Raw genomic sequence first — 16716 nt, 5'->3', positions numbered from 1 at the left:
ACAATCCTGTTGGCAGGTCATTGTTTTCTCCTTTCGGTTTGTTGCTGATAATTGGCCCCGAAAGGATAAGCTTGGCCTGCCTTTTGCCAAGCTTTATATGAATTTACAGAAGGAATGGTACACTAACAAAAAAAGGTAAAACAAAGATAGCATATGGCTATTATTTTCCATTAAGATATTTACTCATTCTATATTTCAGGGTACGACTTTAAACTTGACAGTGTCAGCAGAGAACCGTAAACTTTGACCTCTTTATGCATGTATGTTAGAATAAGGCAATTTCTACGATCCTAAGCATATGAATTCATGATATTTTCCATAAACCTCTTTTGCAAATATTAATATGTCGAAATTTCCCTCCAGAAACACCCCCATAAACGCTCGAACTGTAGCTGCATCCCTCCGAAAGTATTCAAAATATTCGGTTACATGCTACGCTGTCGCCATCTGCGGGACTCTTTTCACAGGCGAGGCATCCTATGCTGAGAAAGTTTCCACGGAAGAGTGGAACATCTCTGCAGACAAGGTCGTTCGCTACGAATCGCCCAACAGTATAGTCGCTACCGGCAACGTTATTTTGGAGAAAAAGGAAAAGGTTGTCCAGGAAAAGAAAGATAAAACCGGTGTTACTGCCTGGGATGAACTCCTCGGAGAAGACAGTGGTGCAAAAGAGCCCACAGCAGAAGAAATCGAAAACGCCCCGCCTCCCAAATACGAGACAACCGTCAAAATAAGCTCCGACTGGATGACTTATGATATGGATCTGGAATCGATCAAGGCGAAGGGTAACGTCAAAATTGTCACAAAAGACGATCTGCTCACCGCCAAAGAAGGGACTCTCAATCTGGTGAACGAAACCGGAAAGTTTCTTAACGCTACGGTTATTCGTGATGAAGATTCGCTCCATCTTGAGGGTGAATCCATAGAAAAAACAGGGTTGGACACCTACCGGATCGTGGACGGCTGGGCTATAACCTGTAAGCTTGATGAGGGGGAAACTCCTCCATGGAGCTTTTCCAGTGCAAAAACTGACATCCGACCTGGTGGATATGCGGTTTTAAAACACGCAATGTTCAGGATTAAAGATGTACCGGTGCTCTACACTCCTTACATGATCGTACCAGTAAAGAACACCAGACAAACCGGTTTTCTTTTTCCTGAGTTCTCGTATTCCAGCAACAGTGGCTTTGGTTCAAACATACCATTTTTTCTGAACATCTCCGACTCAATGGATGCTACTTTCTTCCCACAGTATTTTACCAACCGTGGCGTCATGCCAGGCTTAGAATTCCGTTACATGGCAAACGACGACAGTAAGGGGGTATTTACCGGTAGCTACATTGACGATCAGTTATCCGATCCTTCCGAAACTGAATACTATGAAGATACCGGTTATACCCATGATAACAGTGACCGATACTGGGTCCGTGGCAAAGCTGACTACAATTTCTCAGATTGGCAATCAAGACTTGATATTGATATTGCATCCGATGAAGACTTTCTGGATGAATTCAACACCGGCTATACAAGTTTTGACGATACCCAAGCGCGCTATGTCGATGTCTTTGGTCGTGGTTTTGACGATGATACGGAAACTGAACGTACAAACTCATTCAAAGTGTTGAAGAGTTGGAGCGGGCAGTCCTTTATCGGTCAGGTTATAGCAATCAACGAGGCAGATACTGATGCCAGTGATACAGACACCCCACTCTGGACTCTACCAAGCGCTGAGTATGCAGGAACTGTTTCTACCGGTGTTGCAGACGTAACTCTTGGCTGGGATACCGAATATGTGAACTATTGGAGAGAGGACGGTTTAGGGGGTAACAGAGTTGACCTTCACCCATCTCTTTCCACACCAATTCCACTGGGTCAGTATTTAGAATCGAGAGCTGAAGTCTCAGTGAGGGACACTTTCTATCAGGTTGAAACCTACGGTGAAGAAGAATGGGACTACGATAGCACCCAGAACCGCTTCTACGCAGATTTTGAAACTGAAGTTGCGACAACCCTGGAAAGAGACTTCAATTTTAATGGCGAGTCCGGAATGCCCCTCAGGCATCAGTTAAGGCCATACCTGAAGTACAACTACCTTCCTGATGTCGACCAGGAGGAGATTCCATACTTTGACAGCGTCGATAGCGTCGACGAAGAAAATACCATCACCTACGGTATAGATAATTTGTTTAATCATGTAAAATTCGACCAAACCGGCCTGGATACCCTTTTAGACTATGCAAGCTTTACTCTGGAACAGTCGTATAACATTAGCGGAAACGCAAACGACGATTATGACGATGATGACGACACTGAAGACACACCATTTTCAGACGTCTACGCAAAATTCAAGTGGTACCCTATTCAACTCACTGCTTTTACCTATAAAGCCTATTACGATGTGTATGACTCCGAATTCAACGCCCATACAGTAGAGGCCAGTTACGAAAATAGCAGAGGTGATTTCCTCTCCCTTGATTACTCCTTTAAAAGCTCAAGTGACATTGATCAGATTAATGGTGCTTTTGGAACGACCATATTTGACAACTGGCTGCTCAAAGGAGAGATCGAACATTCAATCGCCGATGACGAAACAAATGAAGCCAAAGGCTCAATCACCTACCAGGCACTGTGTTGGTCTGTTAAATTCCAGACAACATACAGCACAACTGATACCAGCTTTCTTGTGGTATTCAACCTGGCGAACATCGGCATTCCGCTTGGGGCTAGCTTTTAACAAAGCTGCTGAAACCGTCAGCTAAAAACTGACAAGGCAGGGAAAGACTCCATGCATTACGACATTTTCAATGGTGACGCCGATGGGATATTTGCCCTGCACCAGTATCGTCTCGCACATCCACAGGCTGATGCACAAAGGATCACTGGGGTAAAAAGAGATATTAAATTGCTGACCCAGATTAAAGACGTCGAAAACAGTGTTCTTACCGTTTTTGACGTCTCCCTTGACAGCAACCGTGCTCCTCTGGAACAACTCCTTTTGGCTGAAAATAAGATTATCTATTTTGATCACCATTTTGCAGGTGAAGTTCCAAGCTCTTTGTCTCTTACCACCAATATTAACACATCAGCTGACACCTGTACCTCACTCCTTGTGAACCAACACCTCAATAATGCTTTTCCTTTATGGGCTATTTGCGGTGCCTATGGTGACAACCTGCACAAAAGTGCGCAAAAACTGCAAAGGGAGTTAGGCCTTAACGCACAACAGGGACAGGCTCTCATGGAGGTCGGCGAACTCTTTAACTACAATGGGTATGGAACAAACCTCAGCGATCTGCATTTTCATCCGGAGGCACTCTACCTTGCAGTTCAATCCTTTGAAAATCCGTTTGACTTTATAGAGAATGGACCACAACTTATACAGCTAAGAGAAGGCCACGCGGAGGATATGGCCCTTGCCATGAAACAAAAGCCACTTCATACCACAGGGAAAAACAGGGTCTACTTTTTTCCGAACCAACCCTGGGCACGAAGAATTTCAGGGGTGTTTTCTAATCTCAAGGCTCGTGAACAGGAACATTCAGCCCACGCGATTATCACAGAAAACAACGACAAAACCCTGCGAATAAGCGTCCGTGCGCCTCTTTCGGACAAAAAAAATGCAGAAAACCTCTGTACATCTTTCCCAACTGGTGGAGGTCGGGCTGCCGCAGCAGGAATCAACGCCCTCCCACCTGAAATGCTGGACAAGTTTCTGGCTGCATTCCACTCTACCTATCCTTGATATTATGTACCTTCGTGTAATTCGTCTCATCCGTGCCAATCGGATCCTGCAACGGAAATCCTGGAATCGTGTTTGTCATCTCAGCATTATTTTCGGTCTGACGGTCACTTTCTTTTTGGCCCCCCCCCCCTGGTCCTGCGCACTTGACAATGAACCCAAGGCTGCAGACCTGGTCACAGACAAACAACCCATCGATATTCACAGCAAAAAATATCAGGAGCTCTTCTTAGATCTCACCACAGAACATCAGTTCACCGTTGAAGAGCTTGAAAACCTCTTCAAAGGCGTCAATATTGATCAAAAAGTTCTTCAACTGATGGACAAGCAGTGGGAAGGAAAACCTTACTATGAGTACAGACCGCTTTTTATCACTCCAGCTGTCATAAGTGACGGGAAGAAATACCTCAAGAGGTACCATGAACTCTTTGACCATATAGAAGGGGTGTATGGTGTCAATCGGGAAGTCATCGTGGCAATCTGGGGAATCGAGTCAAGATTTGGGTCAAACCAGGGAGGATTTAATCTCTTTCGTACTCTTAATACTCTTTTTGATGCCTACCCGAGAAGAGCCGATTTTTTCCGTAAAGAACTTATCAACTTCATTCAGCTCTGCAAAGTAAACGATATCAATCCACTTGAAGTCGACGGTTCCTATGCGGGTGCTTTCGGCCAGGCCCAGTTCATGCCTTCGAGCTACAACGCTTACGCTGTTGATTTTGACGGAGATAACAAGCGAGATCTGATACATTCTCTTCCTGATATCTTTGCCTCTATTGCCAATTACCTTAAAAGTTTCGGCTGGACACTGGATGCTCCCGTCTATGCTGAAATCGGCAGTTCCCTAAACTCCACTGAACTCATTGATGTCCATGCAAATGGCAGAAATGATCGGGTAGACTGGCGTTATGTAACCGAGACCCAAAAAGTGCAACTGCCCAGGCCTCCAGATAAGAGTCAACTTTCCATAATTGGTCTCGAACTGGCACCCGAGGAGGGTGGCGGGATGCGCTACGTAGCCGGCTATCCCAATTTTCAGGCGATCACCGAATATAATCACAGTCATAAATATGCCATGGCTGTAAGTGAAATGGCAGAATCTTTTCTGAAGTAACATATATCTCTGAAATGACAATCTACCGCCGTATTCTGGTCGTGACAGCTCTTTTGGTTTGCTGTGTACTGGTTGTTTGGTACTTGTATGAACCCTATAAACCCATACATCAGCTTGAAGATCCCATCACACTCATCGATGATCTAGACCGCGAATCTCTCCTTGCCGCTGCCCAGACCCAGCTACATTACCTCGAGGGTTTACCAGGTACGAAGATGGTAACCATTGGCCCTTATTTGATTTCGAATAGCTGGTTAAAGCGCTCTCTTGAGGAAATAGTCGATTTCCTCTACACTGATCCAAACGACAGTCAGCTCAATCAATTCCTCGGCGAAAATTATCTGTTTTTCCAGGCGGGAGGCCGAAAACATCGCTGGGGCCGAGAGATGCTTGTAACGGGATATTACGAACCACTTTTTGAAGGCAGCCTCAATAAAATATCGCCCTATCTCACTCCCCTCTACAACATTCCTCCTGACCTTACGCAAATAGTGGCGGCAGATGGCCAAAAGCAGATAGGCCGTTATGATGAACACAAAAATTTCGTTCCATACTGGACGAGACAGGAAATTGAAACCCAGGATCCTCTTGCCGGAAATGAACTTATCTATCTTAAAGACCCCTTTGATGCCTACCTTCTCCACGTGCAGGGCTCTGGTAAAATCAAATTACCCAACGGATCTATTCGGGCCATAGGCTTTGCCGGAACAAACGGACATGCATACAAAAGTATCGGCAAGCACCTTGTCGATGAAAAAATAATGAAACTGAGCGAGGTGTCTATTCCGACAATCAGAAACTATCTTGAAGAACATCCAGAAGAACTGACACCTCTACTGCAGCAGAACCCAAGATATATTTTCTTTAAGTGGAGAAACGATACAGCTCCAGTGGGAAGTATCGGTGAACCACTCACTCCAGGACGTTCCATTGCTATTGATCCCCAATCTCTTCCGACGGGAAGCATTGCCTACCTGAAATCAGAAAAACCCATTGTTGGAGAAAATCAGAAGATCATCTCATGGCAACCCTTGCAGAGACTGGTCTTTCCCCAGGATTCGGGTTCAGCTATTCAGGGAACCGGTCGTGTTGATATCTTTTGGGGTGCAGGAGATTACGCAGAGGCTGCGGCAAACAATATGAGACATCAGGGAACGCTCTATTTTCTGGTAAAAAAAGGTTTTCAGAAGATACAACAATGATTCAGTGGTCTGCACGGATTTCGTATCAGACATAAAAAAGGGTGCCGCTTAAAATAAACGAGCACCCCATTACAATATTATTTGAGACTGGAATTACACCGATCCTTTCAGGAGTGCAAAACGCTGCCAGAAATCTGGAAATGACTTGGCTACACAATTTTCCCCGGTAATTTTCACTCCGGCAACCCGCAATCCGGCAACGGCCATGCTCATAGCCATCCGGTGGTCCTCGTAGGTTTCAATCTCTGCCCCCCTGAGGCCACGTCCTCCCTCCCCGTGGATAATCATTGAGGCTTCCCTCTCCTCAACTTTTACCCCAAGTTTCGTCAGTTCAGTGACGACGGCAGACAACCGATCACACTCTTTTATTCTCAGATGTGCGATATTATTAATCACCGTTTTTCCTTCTGCAAAGGCGGCAACAACAGCCAGAGTAGGAACAACATCGGGCATATCGCCCATATCAACAGTAATACCGGTAAGTTGCCTGGGACCTTTCAGGCTTAATCCATCGCCCACCTTACTGATCTCACATCCCATACGTCCAAGAAGAGGCACCAGCATTGAGTCTCCCTGAAGAGAAGGAACAGGGACATTGCTTACCCCCACCCGTCCTCCGGTAATCGCCGCTGCTGCCCAGAAATATGAAGCATTGGAGGCATCCCCTTCAATTCGGTAGGTTCGACCCTTATAGCACCCCTGAGGGATGGAAAAAGAGCTGTAATCAGCCTCACATTCAACGACGATGCCAAAATCGGCCATAACGGAAAGAGTCATTGCCACATAGGGCTTGGAGAGTACCTCACCTTCTACAATAAGAGTGGCAGGGCTTTTGGCATATGGCGCTACCAGCAATAGTGACGAGAGGTATTGACTGCTCTTACCCTCAGGAAGAATTGTGGTTCCTCCCTGAAGACCATTGGCGTTGACACGTAAAGGGGGACAGCCAGTCCCATGAATGGAGGTAATATCCACCCCCCAGCCCTTGAGCGCACTCATCAGCGGGGCGATCGGCCTTTCATACATTCTTTTATCGCCATCGATCGTATATGAAGAATGACCAAGACCCACAACAGAGGTGAGAAAACGTGTGGCTGTCCCATTGTTACCAAGAAAAACGGGTTGTATACTTGGAGCTATCTCCCCGCCATTTCCCTTTATTTGCCAATCCTTGTCTTTTTCAATGATCACACCCATCTGCATCAGAGCACCGGAAGAATATTCGGTGTCTTCACTTTCAAGTGGTCCCATCAACTGGCTGGTTCCTTCGGCGAGGGAGGCTGCTATCAGGGCTCTTTGGGTAAGACTTTTAGAGCCTGGTACCTCGAGCGTAATATCTATATTATCAAGCGGTTGTATTTCAATCATCGGTTTTATTCTATTTCATTATATCGTTGATACTGACCATTTGAGCAGCAGGCTATGAGAGTTCAAGCTGGCCAATAATAGAGCGGATTGATGGTAATTTTTCCTTCATCAGATAGGCAGTGATGCCATCGACGACATCTTCACTTGCCCTTGGATTAATAAAGTTGGCGGTGCCAACTTGTACTGCAGTTGCCCCGGCCAGCATAAACTCCAGGGCGTCCTCGGCGGTTTCAATACCTCCGATACCAATGATCGGTATGGAGACCTTTTTGGCCACCTCATACACCATCCGAAGGGCCACTGGTTTAATTGCAGGGCCCGAAAGGCCACCTATCACATTGGCCAGGGCTGGTTTTCTTGTCTTCAGATCTATTGCCATGCCGATAAGGGTGTTTATGAGTGAAACAGAATCCGCACCACCGTCCTGAACCGCAAGAGCTACCGCCCCTATATCTGAAACATTGGGGGAGAGTTTAACCATCACAGGTACTTTTGACCGGGCCTTCACAGCCGCAGTAACACTGGCCGCCATCTTTGGATCAGTACCAAAGGCAACCCCACCTTTTTTAACATTCGGACAGGATATATTGACTTCAATCCCGGCGACACCCGGCACGCCCTGCAGTCTCACTGTTATTTCCTCATATTCTGCTATAGAATCCCCAAGGATGTTGACGATAACAGGAACATTAAGCCCGGCGAGATAATTCATTTTTTCCGCTATGAATCGATCCACTCCAACATTTTGTAAACCGATCGCATTCAGCATACCACAGGCGGTCTCAACTATTCGGGGCGGCGGGTTTCCCTGCCTTGGGTGGAGAGATATACCTTTTACGATGACAGCACCTAGTCGATGCAGGTTCATCAGGTTTTCAAACTCCCTGGCGTAGCCAAAGGTCCCTGAGGCGGTCATAACAGGATTTTCGAGTTGAAGTGACCCGATATTTACCCTCATATCCGGGCGCCCATTATCAGCCGTTTTTACATATTCCATTGTAATTTCTCCGCATCAAAAACAGGTCCATTAAGGCATACATGTGTATAAGACCCAGTGTTGTCAGGTCTTGAACAGCCAAGGCAGGCTCCCATTCCACAAGCCATAACACTTTCCACCGACACCTGACAGGCAATCTGCGCCTCAGCACAGATCCCGGCAACTCTACTCATCATGGCCTCAGGGCCGCAGGCATAAACTGTACAACCGTCCACTAGCGGTATGGATTTTAGAATTTCAGTGACATATCCATGATGCCCGAGTGAACCGTCATCGGTTGAGGTCCTTACCGTCACCCCATATTTTTTAAAATCGGTAAGCAAAGGCTCAACCTCCTCCCTGTTTCTCCCACCGAGAATGACCAGATCCTGGTCACAATTCTTTTTCAGACGGCAATTTTCTTTAAGAAGCAGGAGCAGCGGAGCAATACCCAAGCCACCACCCACGATAATTGCGGGTTTATCCTTGCTGAGTCTAAAACCTCTTCCAAGGGGGCCAAAAAGTGAGAATTTCTCGCCAACCTTAGCATGACCGAGAATACCGGTACCTCGACCAACCTCTTTGAAATAAATCTGTATCAGGCCATTATTGAGTACCTGATGTACAGAAAACGGCCGACGCAACAACGGGTCTTTTCCGATACTGGTTCGAATCATCACAAACTGTCCCGGTTTGGTCGCGGCTGCTATCATCGGCGATTCAAAAGTAAGCCGGTAGTTTTTTTCCGAAAGCTGTTCTATACGAGTAACAGTTGCATTTTCCTGGTATTGTGACATAGTTAGCTGAACACCTTAGATTTTATTTATAAACACAATTCGTTTGATATTTTACCCTAAACACACTCACCCATGATACCGCAAACCTTCCTTGCCATTATTGCTGCACTCTTTGGCGCCGTAGTTGGCAGTTTTTTAAATGTTGTCATCCTCAGACTTCCCAATGAAGATGAGTCCATAGCATTCCCGGCTTCCCATTGTCCACATTGTCAGACCCCGCTGCACTGGTATGAAAACATCCCTGTCCTCAGTTATCTTTGTCTACGGGGAAAATGTGGCCACTGCAAAAAAAGAATATCTTTGCAATATCCGCTCATCGAACTTAGCATGGCTGCTCTCTCGGCAAGCCTGATCTACACCTATGGTCTTAGCTTTGAATTTTTTGCTCTTTTTGCTTTTTGTGCAGCACTGCTCGTCATTATTGTCATTGATATTCACCATCAGATTATTCCTGATGTTATCAGCCTGCCAGGTATCATTGCGGGTCTGATCTTTTCATTCTTTTCAACAACACTCTCCTGGCAAAGTTCTCTCATTGGCATAGCCATTGGCGGTGGCGTGCTGTACGCCATTGCTCTCGGTTATTTTCTCATCAGAAAAATTGACGGAATGGGTGGAGGTGACATCAAGCTCCTCGCCATGATTGGTGCCTGGCTCGGCTGGCAATCACTACCTTTCGTGATTTTTGCAAGCTCTCTGGGCGGGACCATTGTCGGGCTTATTGCCATGTCACATCAAAAGAAAGGCGGGCGAACCAGAATTCCCTTTGGGCCGTTCCTTTCCATCGCAGCCCTGATATTTATCTTTTTTTCAAAACAGATACTCTATTTTTTCCAGCTTTATATAAACGGTGAATGGCCCTGAGCCAAGGTCCTGACGACACATCAGGGCATCAACATTCATGATGAACTACCCTTCTACCATACTCTTCCCCAGTGTCTCACCATAATGAAAAGCCTCTTCGCCCTGAGCCTTACTGTGACCGTAAAATGCGTAATGCTTACGAAACCATTTCCCACGTATGACCCTCCCCCGTAACTGTAGCAACAGACCTATAAATCTGTACGGTTCTTTGGTTGGATGCTGAAAAACAAAAGGTGCCATCGGCAAAGCTTTACACCTGCAAAGCATACGCTTTATGGTCAGATGGTGTATTCGCCAATATGAACGGCAGGAGATAAAAGGAATAACCTTTTTACCACTGAGTACAGATTCTCCATACCGGTCCATGAAATCAAGTATCGGGCCACTGGGATGGTACGACCATGTTGGACCTGCCAGTACTATATAGTCCCAATCCTGATAACATTGTTCTGATACCGGTTGAATCTCATTTCTCTTTTTAAAAAACGTTTTCAGCATTACGTTTGCAAGCCGGAGATCAGATTTAAAGGGAAACTCATAAGGTTCCACAGGTTGCAGACGTTCGTACTGAATCTCCAGGCCACTATTTTCAAGCCCGTAACAAAAGTGTTTCAGCAAAATATGGGTTTGCTGGGTAAAGGAATAATAAATAACCAGAACGCGCGTTTTCAAGGTTTCCTCGCCACCCAAAATATGTTGAAATGCATAAAACTCTGACTTACTACTTCTAACAAAAAAAAAAGCCTCCGACAAGTCGGAGGCTTTTAAAGTACAACTTTTACGGCTGACTGACTATGCTTCTACTTCATGCTCGACACCAATAGCAATTTTATAGAGAAGTGTAACAATAAGGATTCCAGTTGCCCAGATACCCAAAGTAACACCTATCTCATTTGCAGTTGGAATATACTCATTGATCTCTTCAAGGGGACTGACAACAAGTCCACCCATAACAAAACCGAGACCCTTGTCAAGCCACAGTGCAATGAATATTGCAGCACAACCGACGCCAATCAGGAGTTCATTGTACACTTTAGTGATTTTCAAATAACTAAAGATACCCAAACCGCCAAAACAGAGGAAGACTGAAGTCCACATGAATGGAACAAGATTGTTATAGACATGACCGTTGTGTTCAAGACCAAAAAACAGGTACTCAAGTGAATGCATATGTCCTGGAATATTTGAATAGTAGCCAACAAAGAACTCAAGACAGACAAAAAAAGCATTTATAATAGCTGCATACATAATAATAGTAGTGAGCTTAGTAATTGCTTCTTTGCCTGCATCAAAATGGGCAACTTTTTTCATGATAATGCATGCAATGACAATGAGTGCAGGACCTGCCGCAAACGCAGATGCAAGAAAGCGTGGTGCGGTAATGGCACTGAGCCAGAAGTGGCGGCCTGGAAGACCACAGTAGAGCATTGCAGTTACGGTATGGATTGAAACCGCAAAGGGTATTGAAATATATACGAAAATATAAATCCACTTTGGTGGCTTTACCTGTTTGCGCTCTGCGGTGAGGATAACCCAGCCACAGAGTACATTAAGAATAAGATACCCCCACAACACGACCATATCCCAAAACAGCATGGAGTTTGGTGTCGGATGCCAAACCATGTTCAGGCCACGAACCACTTGACCAATATCCGCCAAAATGAACATCAGACAGATAATCAGCGCTCCAATTGCCAGAAACTCACCTAAAATAGTGATTCTACCAAATGCTTTATAGTCATGGATGTAGTATGGGAGAACCAGCATCAGCCCTCCAGCCGCAACACCAACTAGAAAGGTGAACTGGGAGATATAGAGCCCCCAGGTCAAATCACGCCCCATCCCAGTCAGTCCCATTCCGTATATGAACTGCCTGATGTAGCAAATCGCACCTACGGCAATGAATGCACTCAGGAAAGCGAGCCACATCCAGTATTTCGAGTTACCTTTTAATACTTTTTCTATCATGACTCCCTCACACTATGTAAAAGACTGAAGGTTTAGTTCCAAGAGACGGCTTCCGCTGGATGGTATGGTTCTCGGCAAGAACCTTACGAATCTCAGATTCAGGATCATTGAGATCACCGAAAATGAGCGCGCCAACCTCTTTAGCCGCTTCAACACATGCAGGCTCAAGACCTTTAGCGAGCCGCTCACCGCAGAAGTTACATTTCTCAACAACACCACGCATTCGAGTAGGGAATTCTGCGTTATACTCTTTTATGTGTGGTCTTGGATCAAACCAGTTGAAACTCCGAGCGCCATATGGGCAGCCCATCATACAAAAACGACATCCGATACACCTGTGGTAGTCCATGGCAATAATGCCGGTTTCTTCCACTTTAAAGGTCGCTTTCGTTGGACAGACCCGAACGCATGGCGGCTCATCGCAGTGGTTACAAAGAGCGAAGTACTCGTTTTCTTTACTTAGATCAGACTCATGATAAGATGAATGTTCAGGAAAAACATTTTCAAATGGCATCTTCCATATCCATTTGACCTCATCTTTTTTATTCTCGAAATGAGGGATGTTGTGAACCTTATTGCAAGATGCAATAATTTTATCCATAAGCTCAGGTTTGCCATAGAGCTTTCGCATGTCAATGACAAGCCCTAAACGCACACCTGTTGGTGCCTCAACTTCGCCGTGTCCACCAGCTGCTGGAGCGGCATGTTCTGAGGAAGCCATGGCCTCACTTGCAGTCAATTTCACCACCGCAGGTGCTGTTATCCCTGCAAGAGCGGTAGCTCCTGCAACTTTAAGAAAGTTTCTTCTTTGCTTATCCATTAGTGTGTCTCCTTCTTCGTCGCAGCCAATTCAGGGGTCAAGTGACAATCCCAGCAATACGGCTTGACTGATGCATACTCGTGACAGGAGTCACAAAATTTTTCTTTATTTGTGTGACATTCCATACATGCCATCTGCAGACCTTTGCGGTACACCTTGCCATCTACCATAACAGTTACACGATTGCCGTCTCTTAAGACATCATCACGCCATTCATTAAGAAGCTGCATATGGTTGGCACGCATCTCAGTGGCAGAAGCGACACATTGTTTTTCTCCACCTTGCGGTAATTCAACCTTTGGTACCGTGCTTCCAGTCATGAACGCATTGAGCCAGAGCGGAGACGTCACTATCAGGACAAAAATTGCGAGTCCCGGTATTATTGTTCCTTTGTTGTACATTACTTAACTCCTATGTTCTGTTCAGGATTTATTAAAGCATGGTACGGAGACCTTCTGGCAGTTCCGGTCTATTCTCACCTTCACGAACAATTGCGTTGGCAACAAGTTCAGTGAGTCCGCAAACTTCAACAGTAGGATTCCAGTAGTTCATGAGTGACGTCAGCGTTGCCCTGTCAATTGCACACACACAGGCAAGCATGTTGACGAGGTGTTTTTCAGCCACGTATTTCACCGCGTTGGCACGAGGCAAACCTGCACGCATCCTCAGTTCCATGATTTCATCAGTATTAAGCCCTGTTCCGGAACCACAACAGAAGGTCTGCTCACGGATCGTGTTTTCTGGCATTTCAACCCAGTCAACCACATGGTCCAGAATATACCGGGGTTCATCCATAAGGCCCATAGCTCTTGCAGGATTACAGGAGTCATGCCAGGTTGCTTTTACATGACTGTTACGGCTTTTATCGAGCTTGAGCTTATTGTGTTTGATCAGATCTGCTGTAAACTCACTGATATGCACCATTTTAGTAGAAGCAGCATTCTCAAATACCGTTCCAGTCAATGGAGACACGGGTACTTCAAGGAAGTCAGCAGGACCATTCATGGTATCCATGTACTGATGGAGAACACGCCACATATGACCACACTCACCACCTAGGATATACTTCACACCAAGACGCTCTGCTTCTGCGTACATTTTGGCGTTGAGCTTTTTCATGGTCTCGTTGTTGGTAAACAGACCGAAGTTACCACCCTCAGAAGCATAGGTTGACCAGGTATAGTCAAGACCGATCGCATCAAACAGGATCATATACCCCATTGCGGTATACAGACCGGGTTCAGCAAATACGTCTGCGGAAGGTGTAATAAAGAGTATCTCTGCGCCTTTGCGGTTAAAAGTGATATTGGGGCGGATACCGGTCAGATTTTCGACATCGTCTACTAAAAATTCGACGTTGTCTTTAAAGGTGTGCGGCTGCAGACCCATATGGTTACCGGTACGATTGGAGTTAGAGACAGGCTCTAAAATCCAGTTTATTCCAATACCTACCAGATGGAGTAACTCACGAATCATCATGGTTACTTCCGCTGTATCAATACCGTATGGGCAGAAAACGGAACATCTGCGGCACTCAGTACACTGATAGGAGTACATGAACCACTCTTTAAGAACCTTAGTGGTCATCTCTCTGGCGCCGGCCATCTTACCTAAGATCTTACCCGCGAGGGTAAAATCGTTACGATAAACGGAGCGCAGCAGCTCTGCACGAAGTACAGGCATGTTTTTAGGATCACCGGTTCCGAGAAAGAAGTGGCACTTATCTGCACAGGCACCACATCGGACACAACAATCCATGAATATTTTCAGGGAACGGAATTTATCAAGTCTCTCAGCCAGACCCTTGATGATGATATCTTTCCAATCCTCAGGGAGTTTCCAGTCTTCCTCTTCCGGATTCCAGTCACGGGCATTAGGAAAGCTTAATCCTTTTTGGCTGTCGAGGTACTCGACCTTTTCCTTCTTCGCAACGTAGGCATAATTCCCAGGCTTGAATACAACCGGAATATCCATCCAATCCATGGTAGGTATTGCTCCTGTTGCCAAGGATGGTCCCTGCACTACGCTTTTCGATAATTGTTCTAATTTTGGAACTGCCATCGTTATCTTATCCTCTTAAGCTAGTTGTGGGTCAATCTTATTATTCTTCATCCTTCTTAGGAGGCAACTCCTTTTCAACAGGAATACCATTCTCCACCATATACTCACGGAACTCGTCTTCATAGCCAGCATAGGAATGTGGCAGAATACGTGGGTTCCATGGATTTACGTGACGTACTGCGCGGGTGTTATTTTTCATATTACGCGTAGGACTCATGAAAACGCCACCCATATGCATTAACTTGCTGAATGGGAAATAAGCGAGAAGCACACATACCAGGAAAACATGGATGTAAAAGATTGCACCAATCTTGGCGCCTATTACCGGAGAAAATGTTACGAGGCCAACGGTCAACTGCTTGATATTGACAATGTCGATATCTGTACGCAGGAAATAACGCATGAGGATTCCGGTGATTGCAATTGCAAAAATAAGAACCAGAGGAAAATAATCATTAACGAGGGAGATAAATCTCACGTGACGGGTAATCAGTCTTCTGCCAAAAAGCAGAGCACAACCAGCGAGCAAACCAATGTCTGTCATGTACCAGGTGGGTGCACCGATCTGAAACAGACCATCGATGAACTCAACCCAACCCACGCAGGCAGGTACAGGATCAAGAAAAAGTCTCAGATGTCTAAGCACAATTACCAGGAAGGAGTAATGGAAAATCAGGGCAAAAACCCACAACCATTTCGACGACTCATAGGTGATGTGCGGCCCATCATGAATCTCCGATTTTGTGTTTCTGAACAGTGAACGAAAACAAACAATTTCAAGAAACATTCTAGCCACAACCTCTGCTGTTGTGTTAGGCGCCTCAAGTCTGTCTTGCTTAATAAAATCCAGTGATTTTCCCTGGCCGCATGTTGTCTGAATTGAAAATGGGACCGGGGATTTCGCCCAATGTACCACTCTGTAGACAAAGCCACCAAGAAAGATCATCAGGGCCAGATACGGCAGTGCCACACCAAACAAATAGGGCATTCCCGGTATCTGCGATCCGAGCCAAGCAATCAATACCAACGCTATGACTGCCAGGAATGAGAAGGCGTACTTCATTTCTTACCTCGCTTCAGTTGAACTGTTTTGGAAACCACACAAAGGCGCAAACATCCTTGCACCGGAGCACAGCAACCAGTTAAATACCGTTTTCCTTAGTTAAATCCTGAATATCTTTTACAGCCAGCATGTTCGATGGACACTTGCTGTCTGTGAGTATATGACGGCCTGATTTTATTTCATCAATGCGAATCTTGTAGATACGTTCCCGAAACCGCATGTAGGTATCAAAGGCGGCAAGAACCAGAAGATCGACTGCAAACTCAAAATCGTAAAGCTCTGCAACCAGATGCGCCCTTTCCTTATCGGCTGCAAAAACCTCTCGGGTGATGTGCTTTACTGCATTGAGCGGAGCTACTGCCTGAGAGGGAGTGAACTCCTGAACGGAACGAATACTTATGAGTTGATCAAGATAAGCCTGGTGTTCTGTGCATTCTGCCCCTTTAGTGAGGAGCAAAAACATATTTCCTAATGCTTCCCTGACATTCCCACCCACAGGATTTGCGAATTTATCTTTTTCCTTAGTAAAGAAACCAGATGATGGATAGGTGGAGAGTGTATATTCCACCCATTTATTGACTATTTTATCTCTGTGGTTTCTAAAACCTTCGGCAAGATCCATGCAAACACAACCTTATTTATCCTAGTGATTAACGTATTTAACCCCATTCCCAAAAAAACCGCAAAATGAATGATGGTTCACAATTTGCCATTTCTAGCACCTTTTCGCCTCTTTTTCAAGTA

The 16716-nt window shown here is 45.5% G+C and carries 15 protein-coding genes; 5 read left to right on the top strand and 10 right to left on the bottom strand.

Annotated features, from left to right (window positions below):
• Nucleotides 1–343: 343 nt before the first annotated feature.
• Genes FCL48_RS20470 through FCL48_RS20455 form a run of 4 tightly spaced genes read left to right on the top strand, consistent with a single transcriptional unit; the run spans nucleotide 344 to nucleotide 6055 of the window.
• A complete protein-coding gene (locus FCL48_RS20470) occupies nucleotides 344–2734 on the top strand; it encodes an LPS-assembly protein LptD (RefSeq protein ID WP_136875139.1) in 2391 nt (796 codons plus the stop codon).
• Nucleotides 2735–2785: 51 nt separating this feature from the next.
• Nucleotides 2786–3742, top strand: coding sequence for an acetyltransferase (locus FCL48_RS20465; RefSeq protein WP_136875137.1), 957 nt, complete (start codon nucleotides 2786–2788; stop codon nucleotides 3740–3742).
• Nucleotides 3743–3746: 4 nt separating this feature from the next.
• Nucleotides 3747–4853, top strand: coding sequence for a lytic transglycosylase domain-containing protein (locus FCL48_RS25545; protein WP_240744904.1), 1107 nt, complete (start codon nucleotides 3747–3749; stop codon nucleotides 4851–4853).
• Nucleotides 4854–4867: 14 nt separating this feature from the next.
• Nucleotides 4868–6055, top strand: a complete 1188-nt coding sequence (locus FCL48_RS20455; protein WP_136875134.1) for a murein transglycosylase A — start codon at nucleotides 4868–4870, stop codon at nucleotides 6053–6055.
• A gap of 93 nt (nucleotides 6056–6148) precedes the next feature.
• On the opposite strand, the gene aroA is transcribed toward FCL48_RS20455, so the two are convergent.
• From aroA to FCL48_RS20440, 3 genes are read right to left on the bottom strand one after another with little or no spacing between them, the layout of a single operon-like run.
• Nucleotides 6149–7423, bottom strand: coding sequence for a 3-phosphoshikimate 1-carboxyvinyltransferase (gene aroA / locus FCL48_RS20450; RefSeq protein WP_136875132.1), 1275 nt, complete (start codon nucleotides 7421–7423; stop codon nucleotides 6149–6151).
• Nucleotides 7424–7475: 52 nt separating this feature from the next.
• Nucleotides 7476–8420, bottom strand: coding sequence for a dihydroorotate dehydrogenase (locus tag FCL48_RS20445; RefSeq protein ID WP_136875130.1), 945 nt, complete (start codon nucleotides 8418–8420; stop codon nucleotides 7476–7478).
• Nucleotides 8408–9196, bottom strand: coding sequence for a dihydroorotate dehydrogenase electron transfer subunit (locus FCL48_RS20440; RefSeq protein WP_136875128.1), 789 nt, complete (start codon nucleotides 9194–9196; stop codon nucleotides 8408–8410). The genes FCL48_RS20445 and FCL48_RS20440 overlap by 13 nt, the downstream gene beginning before the upstream one ends.
• A 72-nt stretch (nucleotides 9197–9268) precedes the next feature.
• On the opposite strand from FCL48_RS20440, the gene FCL48_RS20435 reads away from it, so the two are divergent.
• Nucleotides 9269–10060 carry an A24 family peptidase gene (locus tag FCL48_RS20435; RefSeq protein ID WP_136875126.1) on the top strand — a complete coding sequence of 264 codons (792 nt, stop codon included), beginning with the start codon at nucleotides 9269–9271 and terminating at the stop codon, nucleotides 10058–10060.
• A 45-nt stretch (nucleotides 10061–10105) separates the two neighbouring features.
• On the opposite strand, the gene FCL48_RS20430 is transcribed toward FCL48_RS20435, so the two are convergent.
• The 7 genes from FCL48_RS20430 to FCL48_RS20400 form a co-directional block, all read right to left on the bottom strand.
• On the bottom strand, nucleotides 10106–10732 hold the full coding sequence (locus FCL48_RS20430) for a hypothetical protein (RefSeq protein ID WP_136875125.1): 627 nt from the start codon (nucleotides 10730–10732) through the stop codon (nucleotides 10106–10108).
• A gap of 120 nt (nucleotides 10733–10852) precedes the next feature.
• A complete protein-coding gene (dsrP, locus tag FCL48_RS20425) occupies nucleotides 10853–12028 on the bottom strand; it encodes a sulfate reduction electron transfer complex DsrMKJOP subunit DsrP (RefSeq protein WP_136875123.1) in 1176 nt (391 codons plus the stop codon).
• 7 nt (nucleotides 12029–12035) lie between these two features.
• Complete coding sequence (gene dsrO / locus FCL48_RS20420) at nucleotides 12036–12848, bottom strand: sulfate reduction electron transfer complex DsrMKJOP subunit DsrO (protein WP_136875121.1); 813 nt, start codon at nucleotides 12846–12848, stop codon at nucleotides 12036–12038.
• The gene (gene dsrJ / locus FCL48_RS20415; protein WP_136875119.1) at nucleotides 12848–13249 is read right to left on the bottom strand and encodes a sulfate reduction electron transfer complex DsrMKJOP subunit DsrJ; all 402 of its coding nucleotides are present in this window, start codon (nucleotides 13247–13249) and stop codon (nucleotides 12848–12850) included. The genes dsrO and dsrJ overlap by 1 nt, the downstream gene beginning before the upstream one ends.
• A gap of 31 nt (nucleotides 13250–13280) precedes the next feature.
• Nucleotides 13281–14909 carry a sulfate reduction electron transfer complex DsrMKJOP subunit DsrK gene (gene dsrK / locus FCL48_RS20410; RefSeq protein WP_136875117.1) on the bottom strand — a complete coding sequence of 543 codons (1629 nt, stop codon included), beginning with the start codon at nucleotides 14907–14909 and terminating at the stop codon, nucleotides 13281–13283.
• 40 nt (nucleotides 14910–14949) lie between these two features.
• Complete coding sequence (gene dsrM, locus FCL48_RS20405) at nucleotides 14950–15972, bottom strand: sulfate reduction electron transfer complex DsrMKJOP subunit DsrM (protein ID WP_136875115.1); 1023 nt, start codon at nucleotides 15970–15972, stop codon at nucleotides 14950–14952.
• 79 nt (nucleotides 15973–16051) lie between these two features.
• A complete protein-coding gene (locus FCL48_RS20400; protein ID WP_136875113.1) occupies nucleotides 16052–16594 on the bottom strand; it encodes an RsbRD N-terminal domain-containing protein in 543 nt (180 codons plus the stop codon).
• Between the last annotated feature and the right edge of the window lie 122 nt (nucleotides 16595–16716).

Origin of the sequence: Desulforhopalus sp. IMCC35007 (genome assembly GCF_005116575.1) — a bacterium.
Taxonomy (GTDB): domain Bacteria; phylum Desulfobacterota; class Desulfobulbia; order Desulfobulbales; family Desulfocapsaceae; genus Desulforhopalus_A.
The sequence above is the reverse complement of the archived record's forward strand: the minus strand, read 5'-3'. Positions and strand labels throughout refer to the sequence as shown.

Excerpts from the sequence above, each read along its gene's own strand:
- FCL48_RS20470 (WP_136875139.1), top strand. The coding sequence starts at position 344 with ATGTCGAAATTTCCCTCCAGAAACACCCCCATAAACGCTCGAACTGTA.
- FCL48_RS20465 (WP_136875137.1), top strand. The coding sequence starts at position 2,786 with ATGCATTACGACATTTTCAATGGTGACGCCGATGGGATATTTGCCCTG.
- FCL48_RS25545 (WP_240744904.1), top strand. The coding sequence starts at position 3,747 with ATGTACCTTCGTGTAATTCGTCTCATCCGTGCCAATCGGATCCTGCAA.
- FCL48_RS20455 (WP_136875134.1), top strand. The coding sequence starts at position 4,868 with ATGACAATCTACCGCCGTATTCTGGTCGTGACAGCTCTTTTGGTTTGC.
- aroA (WP_136875132.1), bottom strand. The coding sequence starts at position 7,423 with ATGATTGAAATACAACCGCTTGATAATATAGATATTACGCTCGAGGTA.
- FCL48_RS20445 (WP_136875130.1), bottom strand. The coding sequence starts at position 8,420 with ATGGAATATGTAAAAACGGCTGATAATGGGCGCCCGGATATGAGGGTA.
- FCL48_RS20440 (WP_136875128.1), bottom strand. The coding sequence starts at position 9,196 with ATGTCACAATACCAGGAAAATGCAACTGTTACTCGTATAGAACAGCTT.
- FCL48_RS20435 (WP_136875126.1), top strand. The coding sequence starts at position 9,269 with ATGATACCGCAAACCTTCCTTGCCATTATTGCTGCACTCTTTGGCGCC.
- dsrP (WP_136875123.1), bottom strand. The coding sequence starts at position 12,028 with ATGATAGAAAAAGTATTAAAAGGTAACTCGAAATACTGGATGTGGCTC.
- dsrO (WP_136875121.1), bottom strand. The coding sequence starts at position 12,848 with ATGGATAAGCAAAGAAGAAACTTTCTTAAAGTTGCAGGAGCTACCGCT.
- dsrJ (WP_136875119.1), bottom strand. The coding sequence starts at position 13,249 with ATGTACAACAAAGGAACAATAATACCGGGACTCGCAATTTTTGTCCTG.
- dsrK (WP_136875117.1), bottom strand. The coding sequence starts at position 14,909 with ATGGCAGTTCCAAAATTAGAACAATTATCGAAAAGCGTAGTGCAGGGA.
- dsrM (WP_136875115.1), bottom strand. The coding sequence starts at position 15,972 with ATGAAGTACGCCTTCTCATTCCTGGCAGTCATAGCGTTGGTATTGATT.
- FCL48_RS20400 (WP_136875113.1), bottom strand. The coding sequence starts at position 16,594 with ATGGATCTTGCCGAAGGTTTTAGAAACCACAGAGATAAAATAGTCAAT.